The organism is Variovorax sp. Soil_C_33, assembly GCF_057656935.1.
In genome coordinates, this window is the sequence record NZ_JBDGJK010000007.1 from 82,491 (window position 1) to 101,179 (window position 18,689).

General features: G+C 66.0%; 17 protein-coding genes. 7 read left to right on the forward strand and 10 right to left on the reverse strand.

Annotation, left to right across the window (positions count from 1 at the left end; all coding sequences use genetic code 11):
* The first annotated feature begins 132 nt into the window (after nt 1-132).
* From AC3A6B_RS12810 to AC3A6B_RS12830, 5 genes are read left to right on the forward strand one after another with little or no spacing between them, the layout of a single operon-like run.
* Entirely contained in the window at nt 133-1,653 is a 1,521-nt protein-coding gene (locus AC3A6B_RS12810) for a 3-hydroxyacyl-CoA dehydrogenase (protein ID WP_487837078.1), read from the forward strand.
* A gap of 12 nt (nt 1,654-1,665) precedes the next feature.
* Entirely contained in the window at nt 1,666-2,445 is a 780-nt protein-coding gene (locus AC3A6B_RS12815; protein WP_487837079.1) for an oxepin-CoA hydrolase, alternative type, read from the forward strand.
* A 55-nt stretch (nt 2,446-2,500) separates the two neighbouring features.
* The gene (locus tag AC3A6B_RS12820; RefSeq protein ID WP_093107781.1) at nt 2,501-3,220 is read left to right on the forward strand and encodes a Crp/Fnr family transcriptional regulator; all 720 of its coding nucleotides are present in this window, start codon (nt 2,501-2,503) and stop codon (nt 3,218-3,220) included.
* A gap of 14 nt (nt 3,221-3,234) precedes the next feature.
* A complete protein-coding gene (locus tag AC3A6B_RS12825) occupies nt 3,235-4,323 on the forward strand; it encodes a phosphotransferase (protein WP_487837080.1) in 1,089 nt (362 codons plus the stop codon).
* Nucleotides 4,324-4,351: 28 nt separating this feature from the next.
* Nucleotides 4,352-5,623: an acyl-CoA dehydrogenase family protein gene (locus tag AC3A6B_RS12830; protein WP_487837081.1), complete on the forward strand. Its 1,272-nt coding sequence runs from the start codon at nt 4,352-4,354 to the stop codon at nt 5,621-5,623.
* On the opposite strand, the gene AC3A6B_RS12835 is transcribed toward AC3A6B_RS12830, so the two are convergent.
* The 5 genes from AC3A6B_RS12835 to AC3A6B_RS12855 all read right to left on the reverse strand — a co-directional run bounded on the left by AC3A6B_RS12835 (nt 5,624) and on the right by AC3A6B_RS12855 (nt 11,125).
* Nucleotides 5,624-6,103 (reverse strand): GNAT family N-acetyltransferase, encoded by a 480-nt coding sequence (locus AC3A6B_RS12835; RefSeq protein ID WP_487837082.1) that lies wholly within the window; start codon nt 6,101-6,103, stop codon nt 5,624-5,626. It lies immediately after the preceding gene.
* A 5-nt stretch (nt 6,104-6,108) separates the two neighbouring features.
* Entirely contained in the window at nt 6,109-7,443 is a 1,335-nt protein-coding gene (gene glmM, locus AC3A6B_RS12840) for a phosphoglucosamine mutase (RefSeq protein ID WP_487837083.1), read from the reverse strand.
* Nucleotides 7,440-8,300 carry a dihydropteroate synthase gene (gene folP / locus AC3A6B_RS12845; protein WP_487837084.1) on the reverse strand — a complete coding sequence of 287 codons (861 nt, stop codon included), beginning with the start codon at nt 8,298-8,300 and terminating at the stop codon, nt 7,440-7,442. Before folP ends, glmM begins: the two co-directional genes overlap by 4 nt.
* 58 nt (nt 8,301-8,358) lie before the next feature.
* A complete protein-coding gene (gene ftsH / locus AC3A6B_RS12850; RefSeq protein WP_214700529.1) occupies nt 8,359-10,278 on the reverse strand; it encodes an ATP-dependent zinc metalloprotease FtsH in 1,920 nt (639 codons plus the stop codon).
* A 166-nt stretch (nt 10,279-10,444) separates the two neighbouring features.
* Complete coding sequence (locus tag AC3A6B_RS12855; protein ID WP_487837085.1) at nt 10,445-11,125, reverse strand: RlmE family RNA methyltransferase; 681 nt, start codon at nt 11,123-11,125, stop codon at nt 10,445-10,447.
* Between the two features lie 20 nt (nt 11,126-11,145).
* On the opposite strand from AC3A6B_RS12855, the gene AC3A6B_RS12860 reads away from it, so the two are divergent.
* Nucleotides 11,146-11,625, forward strand: coding sequence for a YhbY family RNA-binding protein (locus AC3A6B_RS12860; protein ID WP_487837086.1), 480 nt, complete (start codon nt 11,146-11,148; stop codon nt 11,623-11,625).
* A gap of 2 nt (nt 11,626-11,627) precedes the next feature.
* A complete protein-coding gene (locus AC3A6B_RS12865) occupies nt 11,628-12,392 on the forward strand; it encodes a glycosyltransferase (RefSeq protein ID WP_487837087.1) in 765 nt (254 codons plus the stop codon).
* Here the strand turns inward: AC3A6B_RS12865 and AC3A6B_RS12870 are convergent, their stop codons facing one another.
* The 5 genes from AC3A6B_RS12870 to carA all read right to left on the reverse strand — a co-directional run bounded on the left by AC3A6B_RS12870 (nt 12,393) and on the right by carA (nt 18,653).
* Nucleotides 12,393-12,806: a DUF4149 domain-containing protein gene (locus AC3A6B_RS12870; protein WP_487837088.1), complete on the reverse strand. Its 414-nt coding sequence runs from the start codon at nt 12,804-12,806 to the stop codon at nt 12,393-12,395. It lies immediately after the preceding gene.
* 10 nt (nt 12,807-12,816) lie between these two features.
* Entirely contained in the window at nt 12,817-13,296 is a 480-nt protein-coding gene (gene greA / locus AC3A6B_RS12875) for a transcription elongation factor GreA (RefSeq protein WP_487837089.1), read from the reverse strand.
* 65 nt (nt 13,297-13,361) lie between these two features.
* Nucleotides 13,362-14,231 (reverse strand): Kdo hydroxylase KdoO, encoded by an 870-nt coding sequence (gene kdoO / locus AC3A6B_RS12880; RefSeq protein ID WP_487837090.1) that lies wholly within the window; start codon nt 14,229-14,231, stop codon nt 13,362-13,364.
* 8 nt (nt 14,232-14,239) lie between these two features.
* Nucleotides 14,240-17,476 (reverse strand): carbamoyl-phosphate synthase large subunit, encoded by a 3,237-nt coding sequence (gene carB / locus AC3A6B_RS12885; RefSeq protein WP_487837091.1) that lies wholly within the window; start codon nt 17,474-17,476, stop codon nt 14,240-14,242.
* On the reverse strand, nt 17,469-18,653 hold the full coding sequence (gene carA, locus AC3A6B_RS12890; RefSeq protein WP_487837092.1) for a glutamine-hydrolyzing carbamoyl-phosphate synthase small subunit: 1,185 nt from the start codon (nt 18,651-18,653) through the stop codon (nt 17,469-17,471). The genes carB and carA overlap by 8 nt, the downstream gene beginning before the upstream one ends.
* Nucleotides 18,654-18,689 lie beyond the last annotated feature (36 nt).

The window sequence follows — 18,689 nt, forward strand, 5'->3', positions numbered from 1 at the left end:
TGCGAACCCGAATAAAAACAGGGCCGCCGCGAGGCGTGGGAGTTGCAAAATGGTTCGACAAAAAGTAATCGAAAGTAGACACATTCTGGCATGGGCATCCGTGGCAGCCATCCTCAGAGAGACAATTATCAAATGACTGTGAACTTTTCCAATGTGGGCATCATCGGTGCCGGCGCCATGGGGCGCGGCATCGCGCAGATCGCCGCGCAGGCCGGGAGCGAAGTCCTGCTGCTCGACAGCTTCGAAGGCGCTGCGGTCCGCGGACGCGATGCCATCCTCGCACAGTGGCAGAAGCAGCACGAGAAGGGCAAGCTGGACCAGGCGCAGCGCGACGCGCTGTCCGCACGAGTCCGCGCCGTCGAATCGGTGCAGGCGCTCGCCGGCTGCGAGCTCGTGATCGAAGCCGTGGTCGAAGACCTCGAGGTCAAGCGCAAGCTGTTCCGCGAGCTCGAAGCAGTGGTTGCGCCCTCGGCCGTGCTGGCCACCAATACCTCCTCGCTCTCGGTCACCGCCATCGCCGCGGTGATGACGCATCCGCAGCGCATGGCGGGTTTTCATTTCTTCAACCCGGTGCCCTTGATGAAAGTGGTCGAGGTCGTGGCCGGCTTCAAGACCGAGGCCGAGGTCTGCCGCCGGCTTGCCGACTACGCCGCGCAGATGGGCCATACCGCGGTGCAGGCCAAGGACACGCCCGGCTTCATCGTCAACCACGCGGGCCGCGGCTACGGCACCGAGGCGCTGCGCATCGCCGGAGAAGGCGTGGCGGACTTCGCCACCATCGACCGCATCCTGAAGGACCAGGCAGGCTTTCGCCTCGGGCCTTTCGAGCTGCTCGATCTGACGGCGCTCGATGTTTCCCATCCCGTGATGGAGTCGATCTACCGCCAGTACTACGAGGAGCCGCGCTTCCGGCCCAGCGTGATCACCGCGCAGCGGCTCGCCGCCGGTGCGCTCGGCCGCAAGACCGGCGAAGGCTTCTACCGCTATGTCGACGGCGTGGCCCAGTCGGCGCCCGAAGCACCCGCGCCGACCATCGACGCGAATCCGGCGGTCTGGGTCTCACCCCGCGCGGCACGGCGTCCTGAGCTGCTGCGGCTGGTGCACGCGCTGGGCGCGCAGCTCGAAAGCGGTGCCACGCCTTCGTCGGCCGCCTTGATCCTGGTCGCGCCGCTGGGCTTCGACGTCACGACCGTGGCCGCCGTCGAGCGGCTCGACGCAACGCGCACGGTCGGCATCGACCTGATGGTGGACGACGCCGCCACCAAGCGCCGCGTGCTGGCCACCAATCCCGCCACGCGGCGCGATGTGCGCGATGCGGCCCATGCGCTGTTCGCGCGCGACGGCAAGGCGGTGAGCGTGATCCGCGACAGCGGCGGCTTCGTCACCCAGCGCGTGATCGGCACCATCGTGAACATCGCCGCCGACATGTGCCAGCAGCGCGTCTGCTCGCCCGCCGACCTCGACGTCGCCGTGCGCCTGGGCCTCGGCTACCCGCAGGGCCCGCTGGCCATGGGCGACCTCTACGGGCCGACCAACGTGCTGGAGGTGCTGTTCAACCTCCAGACCGTGTACGGCGACCCGCGCTATCGCCCAAGCCCGTGGCTGCGCCGCCGCGGCGCACTCGGCCTGAGCCTCACGCATGAAGAAGAGTAAGAGACAACGACCATGAGCGCAGAACTGAAAAGCACGAGCGAGGGACACACGATGGTCCTCACGCTCTCCAATCCCTCGCAGCGCAATGCGCTGGGCCCGGAGATGTACGCGGCCGGCATCGAGGCGCTCAGCGGCGCCGAGAACAGCGACGAGATACGCAGTGTGGTGCTGGTGGGCGAAGGTGCATGGTTCTGCGCCGGCGGCTCCCTGCAGCGCCTCTCGGCCAATCGCGAACGCGATCCCTCGGTGCAGGCCGAAAGCATCGAGGCACTGCACAGCTGGATCGATTCGATCCGCACCTTTCCCAAGCCGGTGATCGCAGCCGTCGAGGGCGCTGCGGCCGGCGCCGGCTTCTCGCTCGCCGCGGCCTGCGACTTCATCGTCGCCGCGCGCGATGCGGTATTCGCCGCCTCCTACAGCACCGTCGCGCTGTCGCCGGACGGCGGCTTGAGCTGGCATCTCGCGCAGGCGCTGCCTCGGCAGCTCGCGAGCGAATGGCTCATGCTCGGAGGCCGCATCGAAGCACAGCGCCTGCATGCGCTCGGCCTGGTGAACGAGATCACCGAGAACGGCCAGGCCTTGAGCGCGGCGCTCGCGCTGGCGAACCGCCTCAACGCACGCGCGCCCAACTCGCTGGCCAGCATCAAGGAGCTGCTGAGCGAGGCGCGAGGCGCCACCCTGGCTTCGCAACTTTCGCAGGAGCGCGATCACTTCGTGCGCAACCTGCACCACCGCAACGCCGGCATCGGGATCGCCGCTTTCCTCGCCAAGGAGACGCCGCGCTACGAGTAGCGACGCGTCGCTCCCGCGACAACCCCCAGCCTTTCAGTCACGCACAGGACAGTCCATGGACGACCCCATTCTTACCATCGAAGAACGAGAAGCGATCAATGGTGGTCGCTGGTTTTCTTCTCTTTCACCATCGCTTCGTCACGACATCCTCCGATGTGCTTTCGTCAAACGCTACAAGGACGGCGAGCTGATCGCTGCGCGCGGCGATCCGCCCGAGCAGTGGATCGCTTGCGCCAAGGGCGCGGTGCGCGTGAGCTCGACGGCGGTCTCGGGCAAGCAGGTCACGCTGACCTACGTGGAGCCGGGCATCTGGTTCGGCGACGTGGCGATGTTCGACGGCGACCGGCGCACCCACGATGCCTATGCGCATGGCGAGACCACGATCCTCTGCGTGGCGCGCGCCGATTTCCAGAAGATCCTGTCGAACCACGTCGAGCTCTACGAGGCGCTGATGCGCCTGCAGGCGCGCCGCATCCGCCAGCTGTTCGGGCTGGTCGAAGATCTCAACACGCTGCCCTTGCGCGCCAGGCTGGCCAAGCAGTTGATCCACCTGGTTCGCAGCTACGGCGTGCCGAACCTGGCGGACGGCAGCCAGATGCGCATCGGGCTGCACCTGGCGCAGGAAGAGCTGGCGCAGCTGCTCGGCGCCTCGCGCCAGCGCGTGAACCAGGAACTCAAGGCCATGGAGCGCGAGGACGCGATCCGCATCGAGCCCGGCGGCCTGGTGGTGCTGGACCGCGCGGCACTGATGCGAATTTCCGAAGCAGATCAATAAAAGACCGCAGAGACATGACCCAGGACTTCGACAACTTCGTCGGCACCCGTGCCGTATCCAAGCAGCACGTCTTCGACGTCGATGCACTGACCGCGTGGCTCGACAACAACCTCGAGGGCTTCAAGGGACCGCTCACGGTCGAAATGTTCAAGGGCGGCCAGTCCAATCCGACCTACAAGCTCGTCACGCCCACGCAAAGCTACGTGATGCGCGCCAAGCCCGGCCCGGTCGCCAAGCTGCTTCCTTCGGCCCATGCGGTCGAGCGCGAGTTCAAGGTCATGAGCGGCCTGGCCGGCACCGGCGTGCCGGTGCCGCGGATGTACTGCCTGTGCGAGGACGAAGCCGTCATCGGCCGCGCCTTCTACGTCATGGAATTCATGGCCGGCCGCGTGCTGTGGGACCAGTCGCTGCCCGGCATGAGCAATGCCGAGCGCGCCGCCGTCTACGACGAGATGAACCGCGTCATCGCGGCGCTGCACACCGTGAAGTTCGCCGAGCGCGGCCTGGCCGACTACGGCAAGCCAGGCAATTATTTCGAGCGCCAGATAGGCCGCTGGAGCAAGCAGTACGTGGCCTCGATCACGCAGCCCATTCCCGAGATGGACCGCCTGATGGAATGGCTGCCAGCCCACATCCCGGCCAGCGCGCGCGACGAGAAGATGACCTCGATCGTGCACGGCGACTACCGGCTCGACAACCTGATGTTCCATGCCACCGAGCCGCGTGCGATCGCCGTGCTCGACTGGGAACTCTCGACACTGGGCCATCCGCTGGCCGATTTCAGCTACCACTGCATGTCGTGGCACATCGCGCCGGGTTCGTTCCGCGGCATCGGCGGGCTCGACCTGAAGAGCCTCGGCATCCCGACCGAGAGCGAATACATCCGCAAGTACTGCGACCGCACCGGGATCACCACGCCAGAGGCGCTCGCGACCGACTGGAACTTCTACCAGGCCTACAACCTGTTCCGCATGGCCGCGATCCTGCAAGGCATTGCCAAGCGGGTCGAGGCCGGTACCGCATCGAGCGAGCAAGCCGTGGCCTCGGGCCGCGGTGCGCGACCGATGGCCGAGATGGCCTGGCAATTCGCACAACGGGCCTGAGCCTTCCCACACCTTCAGAGGAGACACCATGGATTTCGAATATTCGGCCAAGACCAAGGACTTGCAGAAGCGCGTCACCGCCTTCATGGAAGACCACATCTACCCGGCGGAGGCCGAGTACGCAGCCGAACTGGCCGCCAACACCACGGCAGGCAAGCGCTGGACCGCACTCAAGACCGTCGAGAAGCTCAAGCAGAAAGCCAAGAACCAGGGCTTGTGGAACCTGTTCCTGCCGGTCGACAGCGCCGCTGCCTCGGGCTACGAAGGCGCCGGCCTCACCAACCAGGAATACGCGCCGCTGGCCGAGATCATGGGCCGCGTGCCATGGGCCAGCGAGGCCTTCAACTGCTCGGCGCCCGACACCGGCAACATGGAAACCATCGCGCGCTACGGCTCGGACGAGATCAAGGCGCGCTGGCTCAAGCCGCTGCTGGAGGGCGAGATCCGCTCGGCCTTCGCAATGACCGAACCCGAGGTCGCGTCGAGCGATGCCACCAACATCGCGACGCGCGTCGAGCGCCAGGGCGACGAGTACGTGATCAACGGCCACAAGTGGTGGATCTCGGGTGCAGCCGATCCGCGCTGCGCGGTCTTCATCACGATGGGCAAGAGCGATCCGGAGGCGCCGCGCCACTCGCAGCAAAGCATGATCGTGGTGCCCGCCGATGCCAAGGGCATCCGCATCGTGCGCCCGCTCAACGTGATGGGCTACGACGATGCGCCGCACGGCCACGTCGAGATGTACTTCGAGAACGTGCGCGTGCCGGCCGGCAACATGCTGCTCGGCGAAGGCCGGGGCTTCGAGATCGCGCAGGGTCGCCTGGGCCCGGGACGCATCCACCACTGCATGCGCCTGATCGGCCTGGCCGAGCGTGCGTTGGAACTGATGTGCAAGCGCGCGTCGTCGCGCGTGGCCTTCGGCAAGTCCGTCGCCTCGCAGACCGTGACGCAGGAACGCATCGCCGAAGCGCGCTGCAAGATCGACATGGCGCGCCTGCTGACGCTGAAGGCCGCCTGGCTGATGGACGTGGCCGGCAACAAGGTCGCCAAGAACGAGATCGCGATGATCAAGGTGGTCGCGCCGAGCATGGCTTGCCAGGTGATCGACTGGGCCATGCAGGTGCACGGCGGCGGCGGCATGTCCGACGACTTCCCGCTCGCCTACGCCTATGTCGGCGCGCGCGCCCTGCGCTTCGCCGACGGTCCGGACGAGGTGCACCGCAATGCGATCGCCAAGTGGGAGCTGGGCAAGTACGGCACCGGCAAGAACGACGCCGAAATGCCCGTCACGCGCTTCTGATCAGAGCTTCTTCTGCAGGAACATCGCTGAGCCGAAAGCCGGGTCGAGCTGGTAGCCGGCAAAGCCTTCGCGCTTGTAGGCACGCAGCGCGCTCCGGTTGCCCGACAGCACCTCGAGCGTGAGCTTGCAGGCGCCGCGAGCGCGGGCCTCTTCCTCGACACGCGCCAGCATGCGCTGCGTAACCCGCCGGCCGCGGTGGCTGGCCAGCACGACCACGTCGTGCACATTGACCAGCGGTCTGCAGGCAAAGGTCGAGAAGCCTTCGATGCAGTTGACGAGGCCGATCGGCTGCGCTGCGTCGTAGGCCAGCACGCTGAAGGCCTGCGGCCGTGCCGCCAGCGCCTCGGGCAGCTCGGCCAGCACCTCGGGCGCCAGCGGCGCACCGCCGCCCGCGGGATCGCGCGCATAGCTGTCCAGCAGGTCGACCAGCGCACGCGCATGCGCGGGGTTGCGGTAGTCCGCGAGCAGGATGTCGATCATGAGATTCAACCCGCCTCGACAACCGCCGCCAGGCGCTTTGCACAGGCTTCGGCCTGCGCTGCGTCGCGCGCCTCGACCATCACGCGCAGCAGCGGCTCGGTGCCGCTGGCGCGAATCAGCACGCGGCCTGCATCGCCAAGTTCAGCCTCGGCGCGCCGGATTTCGGCCGCCAGTGCCTGGTTGGCCTTCCAGTCCTGCCCTTCGGCCAACCGGACATTGATGAGGGTCTGCGGAAAGAGCGTGACGTCAGCCAGCAGCTCGTCCACGCGCTTGCCGCTGCGCTGGCAGGCCTGCAGCACCTGCAGCGCACTCACGATGCCGTCGCCGGTCGTGTGACGGTCGAGCGCGAGCAGGTGGCCGGAGCCCTCGCCGCCGAGCAGCCAATGGCGCTTTTCGAGCTCTTCCAGCACGTAGCGGTCGCCCACGCGGGCGCGCACGAACTCGATGCCCTGTCCGCGCAGCGCCATCTCGACGGCCTTGTTGGTCATCAGGGTGCCGACCACGCCCGAGGGCTTCTCGCCGCGCGCGATGCGCTCCATCACCATCAGGTACAGCAGTTCGTCGCCATTGAACAGGCGCCCGCTTGCGTCCACGAGTTGCAGGCGATCGGCATCGCCATCGAGCGCAATGCCGTAGTGCGCGCCCTGTGCCCGCACCGCGTCGATCAACGCCTGCGGATGCGTGGCGCCGAAGCCCTTGTTGATGTTCAAGCCGTCCGGCGCGCAGCCGATGCTGACCACGTCTGCACCGAGCTCATGGAACACCTGCGGCGCCACCTGGTAAGCCGCGCCGTGGGCGCCGTCGACCACCAGCTTCAGACCGCGCAGTGTGAGGTCGTTGGCAAAGGTGCTCTTGCAGAACTCGGTGTAGCGGCCCGGCGCATCGTTGAGCCGGCGCGCCTTGCCGAGCTGCGCCGAATCGGCCCAGACGGGCGGCTCTTCGAGCGCGGCTTCGACCGCCAGCTCCCATTCGTCGCTGAGCTTCGTGCCATGGGCGCTGAAGAACTTGATGCCGTTGTCCGGATAGGCGTTGTGGCTGGCGCTGATCACCACACCCAGACTGGCCCGCTGGGCACGCGTCAGGTAGGCCACGCCCGGTGTCGGCAGCGGCCCCAGCAGGACCACATCGACGCCGGCCGAGTTGAAGCCCGATTCGAGCGCCGACTCCAGCATGTAGCCCGAGATGCGCGTGTCCTTGCCGATCAGCACCGTCGGACGCGACTCCGTCTTCTTGAGCACGCGGCCGACGGCATGCGCGAGCCGCAGCACGAAGTCGGGCGTGATCGGCGCCTGGCCGACCGTGCCGCGGATGCCGTCGGTGCCGAAATATTTTCTTGTCATGGATGTGGCTCCTGTCGTGCTTGTTGTTCTTGCCTCATGGCGCGCCATACGGCCAGCGCGGCGACGGTTTCGCGCACATCATGCACGCGCACGATGGAGGCGCCGCGCTCGACGGCCAGGATCGCCGCCGCCACGCTGGGCACCATGCGCCCGGCCGCCGATTCGATGCCGGTGACGGCGCCGAGCGAGGACTTGCGCGACCAGCCGATCAAGAGCGGCCGGCCGGCGGCGAGCAACTCCTGCTGGCGTGCGAGCAAGGAGAAATTCTGCGCCACGGTCTTGCCGAAGCCGATGCCCGGGTCGAGCACGATGCGGCTTGCGTCGACCTTCAATGCCAGTAGCAGCTGCGTCTGATCTTCCAGAAAGGCGCGCACTGCTGGAAGCACGTCGCCCTCCATCGGCGCCGCCTGCATGGTCTGCGGATCCCGGTGCATGTGCATCAGGCAGACGCCGCACGAGGGATGGGCCGCCACGGCCTGCCGTGCGCCGGGTTGCCGCAGGGCCCACACGTCGTTGACGATGTCGGCGCCGAGCTCCAGCGCTGCGCGCATCGCTTCGGGCTTGTAGGTATCGACCGAGACCGGCACGCCCAGCTTCACTGCCTCGCGCACCACCGGCAGCACCCGATCCAGCTCCTCCGCCAGCGGCACGGCAGGACTTCCGGGCCTCGTGGACTCGCCGCCGATATCGAGGATGTCGGCACCCTCTTCCACCAGTTGAACGCAATGCCGCACCGCAGCCTCGGTCGAGGCATGGGCGCCGCCGTCGGAAAAGGAATCGGGCGTGACGTTGACGATGCCCATCACGCGCGGCTGCGCGAGATCGATGGCAAAGCGCGCGGTGCGCCAGATCGTCATACGCCCTTCCAAAGAAAAAACGGGGCCACAGGCCCCGTCGATTGCCAAAGCGTCATGCTCAAGCCGCTGTCGGCGCCGGATCCGGGTTGACCGCCGGCGTACCGCCACTGCCTCCGCCGCTGCCCGAGGGCGGGATGCGCGGCGTCCAATCCTTGGGCGGACGCGGCGCGCGGCCGGCCATGATGTCGTCGAGCTGCTCGGTGTCGATGGTTTCCCATTCGAGCAGCGCCTTGGCCATGGCGTGCATCTTGTCGCTGTTCTCCTCGATCAGGCGGCGCGCCAGGGCGTACTGCTCGTCGATGATGCGACGCACCTCGGCATCGACCTTCTGCATGGTCGATTCGCTCATGTTGGTGGTCTTGGTGACCGAGCGGCCGAGGAAGACTTCGCCTTCGTTTTCGGCGTAGACCATCGGGCCCAGCGATTCGGTCATGCCGTAGCGCATCACCATGTCGCGCGCGATCTGCGTGGCGCGCTCGAAGTCATTGCTGGCGCCGGTGGTCATCTGGTGCATGAACACTTCTTCCGCGATGCGGCCGCCGAACAGCATGCTGATCTGGTTCAGCATGTACTCGCGGTCGTAGCTGTAGCGGTCCTGCGCCGGCAGGCTCATCGTCACGCCCAGCGCGCGGCCGCGCGGAATGATGGTGACCTTGTGGACCGGGTCGCACTTGGGCAGCAGCTTGCCGATCAGCGCGTGGCCGGACTCGTGGTAGGCCGTGTTGCGGCGCTCTTCCTCGGGCATGACCATGCTCTTGCGCTCGGGGCCCATGAAGATCTTGTCCTTGGCCTTCTCGAAGTCCTGCATCTCGACCACGCGCGCGTTGCGGCGCGCGGCCATCAGCGCGGCCTCATTGCACAGATTGGCCAGGTCGGCGCCCGACATGCCAGGGGTGCCGCGCGCGATGATGCTCGGGTTCACGTCCTGGCCGAGCGGCACCTTGCGCATGTGCACGTTGAGGATCTGCTCGCGGCCGCGGATGTCGGGCAGCGTCACGTAGACCTGGCGGTCGAAGCGGCCCGGACGCAGCAGCGCGGCGTCCAGGATGTCGGGGCGATTGGTCGCAGCGACCACGATCACGCCGAGATTGGTTTCGAAACCGTCCATCTCGACCAGCATCTGGTTGAGGGTCTGCTCGCGCTCGTCGTTGCCGCCGCCGAGGCCGGCACCGCGCTGGCGGCCGACCGCATCGATTTCGTCGATGAAGATGATGCAGGGGGCGTTCTTCTTGGCGTTCTCGAACATGTCGCGCACACGGGCCGCGCCCACGCCGACGAACATCTCGACGAAGTCCGAACCGGAAATCGAGAAGAACGGCACCTTGGCCTCGCCGGCGATGCCCTTGGCCAGCAAGGTCTTGCCGGTGCCGGGCGGGCCGACCAGCAGCAGGCCGCGCGGAATGCGGCCGCCGAGCTTCTGGAACTTGGCCGGGTCCTTCAGGAAGTCGACGACCTCCTTGACCTCTTCCTTGGCCTCGTCGCAGCCCGCGACGTCGGCGAAGGTCACCTGGTTGTTGTTCTCGTCGAGCATGCGCGCCTTGCTCTTGCCGAAGCTGAAGGCGCCGCCCTTGCCGCCGCCCTGCATCTGGCGCATGAAGTAGACCCAGACGCCGATCAGCAGCAGCATCGGACCCCAGCTCACGAGCAGCGTCATGAGGAGCGAGCCCTCTTCGCGCGGCTTGACGTCGAACTTGACGTTGTTGGCGATCAGGTCGCCGACCAGGCCGCGATCGAGATAGGTGGCCGTCGTGCGGATCTTGCGGTCGTCGTTGGTGATCGCGACGATCTCGCTGCCGCCCTGGCCTTCCTGGATGGTTGCGCTCTTGATGCGGTTGCTGCGGACTTCCTCGAGGAAGTCGGAGTAACCGACATTGCCGGCCCCGGCGACGCCGCGGGTGTCGAACTGCTTGAACACAGTGAACAACACCATCGCAATGACGAGCCAGACGGCAACTTTGGAAAACCACTGATTGTTCAAACGAAGCTCCAGTCGAAAGCGCGTGACACGAAAACAAAAAACGCGCTAGGGCACGCAATTGGCACCCATTTTAGGCTTTTCAACCTGCGAAATGCCGGAATTTCCCTATAGCAGCCATAGGACGCGCACGGTTTTGGGATTCAAATGCTGGGCCGGCGCCCGGGTATCAATTCGTATCGACGTTCTTGAGCCCGATGCCCACCATGAAGGTCTCCGACGATTTGTCGCGCGAAGCCTTGGGTTTCAGGGGCTTTACCACCCGGAAGTTGCTCTTGAAAAGCTGCGTCAGCTCGCCGTAGCCGCTGCCGTGGAACAGCTTGGCGACCAGCGCGCCTTCAGGCTTCATGTGGTGGCGTGCGAAGTCGATTGCAAGCTCGATCAGATGCGCGATGCGGGCCGCGTCGGCTGAGGCGATGCCCGACAGGTTGGGTGCCATGTCGGACACGACGACGTCGGCGAGCCGGCCGTCCATGGCCTGAGCGAGCCGCTCCAGCACTTCGGCCTCGCGGAAGTCGCCCTGCAGGAAGGTCACGCCCTCGATCGGCTCCATGGGCAGGATGTCGAGCGCGATGATGGTGCCGTCCAGCTCGCCGGCCGCCGCCCCGCTCGGCGACAGCCTGCGCCGCACGTACTGGCTCCAGGCGCCGGGCGTCGAGCCCAAGTCGACCACCAGTTGACCCGGCCGGATCAGGCCCAGCGTCTCGTCGATTTCCTTGAGCTTGTAGGCTGCGCGGGCCCGGTATCCCTCGCGCGTGGCCAGCTTCACGTAGGGGTCGTTGATGTGGTCATGCAGCCACGCCTTGTTGAGCTTTTTGCCAACCTTATCGCTTCGGGGTTTGGGATTCATTGACGCTCGATAATACGGGGATGCCCGCCATTCAACTTACCCCTGCGCAGCGCAAGGTGCACCGCTCCGAAGCGCACCATCTGGACCCGATCGTCATGATCGGCGGCGACGGGCTGACGCCAGCCGTCAAGAAGGAAGCCGATGCCGCGCTCAAGGCCCACGGCCTGATCAAGGTGCGCGTTTTCTCCGACGACCGGCCTGCCCGTGAAGCCATGCTCCAGACCCTGGCCGACGACCTGAACGCCGCGCCGATCCAGCACATCGGCAAGCTGCTCGTGCTCTGGCGCCCCATCCCCGAAAAAGCGCGCGAGATCGACGAGGACCGCATGCCCGGCCCGCGTGACGTCAAGGTGATCAAGTACAGCAAGCGTGGAGGACAGCGCCCGGAGATCAAGACCCTGCGCGTGCTCGGCAACCAGCGGCTGACGCCCGGCGGGACCATCAAGCGCGCCAAGGCCAAGAAGCCGCTGTCGGTCAAGAAACGTCGCCAGGCGGACTGAGGATGCCGATCGAGCCGACGGCAGCGCCGCAGCGTCACATCCTCTGCATGAAATGGGGCACCAAGTACGGGCCCGAGTACGTCAACCGCCTCTATGCCATGGTGCGGCGCCACCTGAGCGGCGACTTCAACTTCGTCTGCCTGACCGACGACAGCCAGGGCATCCGCAGCGAGGTGCAGTGCTTCCCGATCCCGCCGCTCGACCTCGAGCTCAAGCCGGGACAGGTGGACCGCGCCTGGAAAAAGCTGACCACCTTCGAGCAGGACCTGTACGGCCTGCGCGGCCGCGCGCTCTTCATCGATCTCGACGTGGTCGTCGTGGGCAGCCTGGATGCCTTTTTCGAGCATCCGGGCGAGTTCCTGATCATCCATGACTACGCCCGCCCCTGGCGGCGGCGGCGCATCACGGGCAACTCGTCGGTCTACCGCTTCGAGCTCGGCGCCCATCCCGACGTGCTGGCGCATTTCCGCCAGAACATGGACGCGGTACAGGCCGAATACCGCAACGAGCAGGCCTACCTGTCGGACTTCATGGACCGCAAGGGCAAGCTCGCCTACTGGCCTCCCGAATGGTGCCCGAGCTTCAAATACCACGGCATTCCGACCTGGCCCACCAACTACTGGCGCGAGCCCTTCGTGCCGCAGGGCGCGCGGATCATGGTGTTTCACGGGGAATGCAATCCGCCGGACGCGCTGGCGGGGCGGCGCAACCGGCGCTTCCGCTTCATCCGGCCGGCGCGCTGGATCACCAGCTTCTGGAAGGCCTGATCAGTCGGGGCGGCGCCCCATGCGCCAGAGCAGCACTCCGGCGCAGAGCCACTGGCCAAGGTACATGGCACTGCCGAGCGAGTGCCAGAGCCGGAGGTTTTCGCGCGCGAGAATCCGGGGCGCGACGGCGTATTCCTGCAGCAGGGCCAACAGCAGCGCCACGACGATCCAGGCAACGGCAGTACGCGACGACGGGTCCGCGAGCTCCTGGATCTTCGACCTGAAATAGGTCAAAAGCGCCAGTCCGCAGGCCAGCGCAACCCAGCTTTGGGCCGCGAACAGCCGCCCCGCGAAATTGCCTGCAAGGCTCGGATTGCCGAGCTGGGCGAACAGCATCGGCACGACCAGAAAGCCGATCGTCGTCAGGCTGCCCCACCAGAGGGCGGCCAGCAGCAGCGCGATGCGGTCTTTCACGAAAGGCGAATCAGAGATAGCTAACGCCGACGATCTCGTAGCGCTTCACGCCACCCGGCGCCTGCACCTCGGCGGTGTCGCCCTCCTCCTTGCCGATCAGCGCACGCGCGATCGGGCTGGAGACGTTGATGAGGCCCAGCTTCAGGTCGGCTTCATCCTCGCCGACGATCTGGTACTTCACGGCCTCGCCGGTGTGCTCATCCTCGAGCTCCACGGTGGAGCCGAAGACGATCTTGCCGCCCGCATCGAGGTCTGTGGGATCGATGATCTGCGCATTCGAGAGCATGCCTTCGACCTGCTTGATGCGGCCTTCGATCCAGCCTTGGCGCTCCTTGGCGGCGTCGTAGTCCGCATTTTCGCTGAGGTCGCCCTGGGCGCGGGCCTCGGCGATCGCAGTGATCACGGCGGGCCGCTCGACGGACTTCAGTCGTTGCAGCTCGTCACGGAGTTTCTCCGCACCGCGCTTGGTAATCGGAATGGTGGTGGCCATGTTTTGTCTCTCCAGAAAGCGAAACCGCCGAACGCTGCCGTTCGGCGGTTCATGGAAGGGAATGATCAGACGAGTTGACGTCCAGTGAGCCGGCTCAGGATGGCGAGCGGGCTCGAACCGGGATTGTATTGCCTTGCGGCGGGCAGGTGCAGCGTCTGCTCGAGCATGTACTGGCCGGACATCACGGCATGCGAGGTCTGGTCCGAGAAGCACACCCACACCGATCCGGCCGGGAAGGCCACGGTCTCCTGCTGGGCGTTCTTCTGGTATTCCAGGTCGGACTTCATGCCGTCGTGCAGCTGCAGCATCAGATGATCGTATTCGCTGCGCAAGGACTTGGTGACGCGCAGCGCCCGCAGCAGGCGCGCCTGCCAGCGCGAGTAAGGCTTGGCGCGCGGCAGGAAGCGCTTCGCCACGGCCTCAAAGGGCTCGCCGACCCGCCAGACGCGCGGCGCGCCCTCGGGATTGACATTGGTGAAGACGCGCAGGATGCGCTCGCCGTAATTGGGGCGCGACGGAAACGAATCGATGTGCAGCCGCCGATCGTCGGCCCGCCACGACTGAACGCGTGTTTCCACCTGCGCCGGGCGGTAGCTGGTCGGCGCCAGCCGCAGGGCCGGCGTGTAGTGCGGCAGCAAGCCGTCAATCAGTTGCTGCGCCTGCGCGCGGAAGCGCCCGACCATCGCCGCCACGGCGCGCTGCATGTTCTCGTCGCCCGCTACGCCTTTCAAGCGCCCATTGGCATCCAGGCTGATGTTGCGCACGTCCGGCGACAACACGGCGGGCGACAGCAAAGCGCGCTCTTCGGTCAGCACCTCGAAGCCCAGCCGCGGGAAATACAGCACCTTGCCGGCTTCGAGCGCGGCGATCCACGCCTCGTTCGGCGCAGCGCCGTCCCAGTCGGCCAGGTCGAGTTCGACGAGCTGCGTTTCCATCGGCCGCCTCAGGCGAGCGGGAGCTGCGCGAGCTGCGCGTGCATCTCCTGGATCGAGATCACGTCGAGTTCGTCCATGTGCCGCATGCCTTCGACCGCGGCTTCGGCACCGAAGATGGTGGTGAAGGTGGTCACGCGGGCCAGCAGCGCCGAGGTGCGGATCTGGCGCGAGTCGGTGATCGCATTGCGGCGCTCTTCCACCGTGTTGATGACCAGCGCGATCTCGTTGTTCTTGATCATGTCGACGATGTGCGGGCGGCCCTCGGTGACCTTGTTCACCACGGCGCAGGCGATGCCGGCCGCGTTGATGGCAGCGGCGGTGCCCTTGGTCGCGATCAGTTCGAAGCCAAGCGCCGCCAGGCCGCGCGCCACTTCCACCGCGCGTGCCTTGTCGTTGTTCTTGACCGAGATGAAGACCTTGCCCGACTTCGGCAGGTGCGTGCCGGCGCCGAGTTGCGACTTCACGAAGGCCTCGCCGAAGGTCTTGCCCACGCCCATCACTTCGCCGGTCGACTTCATCTCAGGGCCGAGGATGGTGTCCACCCCGGGGAACTTGACGAAGGGGAACACCGCTTCCTTGACGCTAAAGTACGGCGGCGTGACTTCGCGCGTGACGCCCTGCGAAGCCAGAGACTGGCCCGCCATGCAGCGCGCCGCCACCTTGGCCAGCTGGATGCCGGTGGCCTTGCTCACGTAGGGGACCGTGCGCGAGGCGCGCGGATTCACTTCGAGCACGTAGATGACGTCCTGGCCGTTCTTCTCCTGAATCGCGAACTGCACGTTCATGAGGCCGACGACATTGAGCGCCTTGGCCATGGCTGCGCTTTGCCGCTTGAGTTCGGCCACGGTGTCGGCCTTGAGGCTGTAGGGCGGCAGCGAGCAGGCGGAGTCACCCGAGTGCACGCCGGCCTGTTCGATGTGCTCCATCACGCCGCCGATCAGGGTGTTGCCCTCGGCATCGCGCAGGCAGTCGACATCGCATTCGACGGCGTCGTTCAGGAATCGATCCAGCAGCACCGGCGAATCGTTGCTGACCTTGACGGCTTCGCGCATGTAGCGCTCGAGGTCGCGCTGCTCGTGCACGATCTCCATCGCGCGGCCGCCGAGCACATAGCTCGGGCGCACCACCAGCGGATAGCCGAGCTGAGCGGCCTTCTCGAGCGCTTCCGCCTCGGTGCGCGCGGTCGCATTCGGCGGCTGGCGCAGGTGGAGCTCGTTCAAGAGCTTCTGGAAACGCTCGCGGTCTTCGGCCGCGTCGATCATGTCGGGGCTGGTGCCGATGATCGGCACGCCGTTGGCTTCGAGGTCGAGCGCGAGCTTGAGCGGCGTCTGGCCGCCGTACTGCACGATCACGCCGGTCGGCTTTTCCTTGTCGACGATCTCGAGCACGTCCTCGAGCGTGAGCGGCTCGAAGTACAGGCGGTCGCTGGTGTCGTAGTCGGTCGAGACGGTCTCGGGGTTGCAGTTGACCATGATGGTCTCGTAGCCGTCTTCGCGCATCGCGAGCGCGGCGTGCACGCAGCAGTAGTCGAACTCGATGCCCTGGCCAATGCGGTTGGGACCGCCGCCGAGCACCATGATCTTCTTCCTGTCCGTCGGCGCGGCTTCGCACTCGTCCTCATAGGTCGAGTACATGTAGGCGGTGTTGGTTGCGAATTCGGCCGCGCAGGTATCGACGCGCTTGTAGACCGGACGCACGCCGAGCGCGCGGCGCTTCTCGCGGATCGCGGTGTCGGTGGTCTTGAGCTGCTTGGCGAGACGGCGGTCCGAGAAGCCCTTCTTCTTCAGCGCGAGCAAGGTGTTCTTGTCGATGTCGTCGAGCGACTTGGTTTCGAGTTCGAGCTCGATCTTCACGATCTCCTCGATCTGCACCAGGAACCACGGATCGATCTTGGTCAGCGCGAAAACCTCATCGACGGAGAGGCCCATGGCGAAGGCATCGCCGACGTACCAGATGCGGTCGGGGCCGGGCTCGCCGAGCTCTTTTTCGAGCACTTCGCGATCCTGCGTCTTCTCGTTGAGGCCGTCGACGCCGACTTCCAGGCCGCGCAGCGCTTTCTGGAACGACTCCTGGAAAGTGCGGCCCATGGCCATCACCTCGCCCACCGACTTCATCTGGGTCGTCAGACGCGAATCGGCCTGCGGGAACTTCTCGAAGGCGAAACGCGGAATCTTCGTGACCACGTAGTCGATGCTGGGCTCGAAGCTCGCCGGCGTGGCGCCGCCGGTGATCTCGTTGCGCAACTCGTCGAGCGTATAGCCCACGGCCAGCTTGGCGGCGACCTTGGCGATCGGGAAACCGGTGGCCTTGGAGGCCAACGCCGATGAGCGCGAGACGCGCGGGTTCATCTCGATCACGACCATGCGGCCGTCCTTCGGATTGATCGAGAACTGCACGTTCGAGCCGCCGGTGTCGACGCCGATCTCGCGCAGCACCGCCAGCGAGGCGTTGCGCAGGATCTGGTATTCCTTGTCCGACAGGGTCTGGGCCGGCGCGACCGTGATCGAGTCGCCGGTGTGCACGCCCATCGGGTCGAGGTTCTCGATCGAGCAGACGATGATGCAGTTGTCCGCCTTGTCGCGCACCACTTCCATCTCGTACTCTTTCCAGCCGAGCAGCGACTCCTCGATCAGCAGCTCGTTGGTCGGCGAGGCTTCGAGGCCGCGCTTACAGATGGTCTCAAACTCCTCCGGGTTGTAGGCGATGCCGCCGCCGGTGCCGCCGAGCGTGAAGCTGGGGCGAATCACCACCGGGAAGCCGACGGTCTTCTGCACCGCCCAGGCCTCGTCGAGCGAATGGGCGATGCCCGAACGCGCCGAGCCCAGGCCGATCTTGGTCATCGCGTCCTTGAACTTCAGGCGGTCTTCGGCCTTGTCGATCGCCTCGGGCGTGGCGCCGATCAGCTCGACCTTGTACTTGTCGAGCACGCCGTTGCGCCAGAGGTCGAGTGCGCAATTGAGCGCGGTCTGCCCGCCCATGGTCGGCAGGATGGCGTCGGGGCGCTCCTTGACGATGATTTTTTCGACCGTCTGCCAGGTGATCGGCTCGATGTAGATGACGTCGGCCGTGGCCGGGTCGGTCATGATCGTCGCGGGGTTGCTGTTGATCAGGATGACCTTGTAGCCCTCCTCGCGCAGTGCCTTGCAGGCCTGAACGCCGGAGTAGTCGAACTCGCAGGCCTGGCCGATGATGATCGGGCCGGCGCCGATGATGAGAATGCTTTGGAGGTCGGTGCGCTTAGGCATTCTTCTGTCCTTCTTTGTGACTTTGCATGAGTGCCGTGAAGCGGTCGAACAGGTAGCCGATGTCGTGCGGCCCGGGCGAGGCCTCCGGGTGGCCCTGGAAGCAGAAGGCCGGCCGGTCGGTGCGCGCCAGGCCCTGCAGCGTGTTGTCGAACAGGCTGATGTGCGTCGGCCGCAGGTTGGCGGGCAAGGTCTTTTCGTCGACCGCGAAGCCGTGGTTCTGGCTCGTGATGCTCACGCGGCCGTTGTCCAGGTCCTTCACGGGATGGTTGGCGCCGTGGTGGCCGAACTTCATCTTGAAGGTCTTCGCGCCGGAGGCGAGCGCCATGATCTGGTGGCCCAGGCAGATGCCGAAGACCGGAATGCCGGTTTCGATCAGCTCGCGCGTCGCCTCGATGGCGTAGTCGCAGGGCTCGGGATCGCCCGGGCCGTTGGCCAGGAAGATGCCGTCCGGACGCAGCTTGAGCACGTCGGCCGCCGGCGTCTGGGCCGGCACCACCGTGATGCGCGCGCCGCGCTGGGCGATCATGCGCAGGATGTTCTTCTTGACGCCGTAGTCGAAAGCGACGACGTGGAACTTGGGCGTGATCTGCACGCCGTATCCCGCACCGAGCTTCCACTCGGTTTGCGTCCACTCGTAGGTTTCCTTGACCGACACGACCTTGGCGAGGTCGAGGCCGGACATGCTGGGCGCGGCCTTGGCAGCGGCCACTGCCTTGTCGATCAGCACCTGCGTCACGGCTTCGCCCGCAGCGAGGCCGAGGATGCAGCCGTTCTGGGCACCGTTCGTGCGCAGATGGCGCGTGAGCTTGCGCGTGTCGATGTTCGCAATGGCGACCGTGTTGCCGCGCACCAGGTAGTCGGTGAGCGTGGCGGTCTTGCGGAAGTTGGACGCGATCAGCGGCAGGTCCTTGATGATCAGGCCCGCGGCATGGATCTTGTCGGCCTCGATGTCTTCCTCGTTGACGCCGTAGTTGCCGATGTGCGGATAAGTGAGGGTCACGATCTGCTGGCAATAGCTCGGGTCGGTCAGGATTTCCTGGTAACCGGTCATGGCGGTGTTGAACACCACTTCGCCGGTGGTGGCGCCTTGGGCGCCGATCGAGTTGCCGAGAAAGACCGTGCCGTCTGCAAGCGCCAGGATGGCGGGCGGGAAATTTCCCTTGAGAGACAAAAGCACTGGGATCTCCGGATGGATGACGCCCAAAGCGAACCC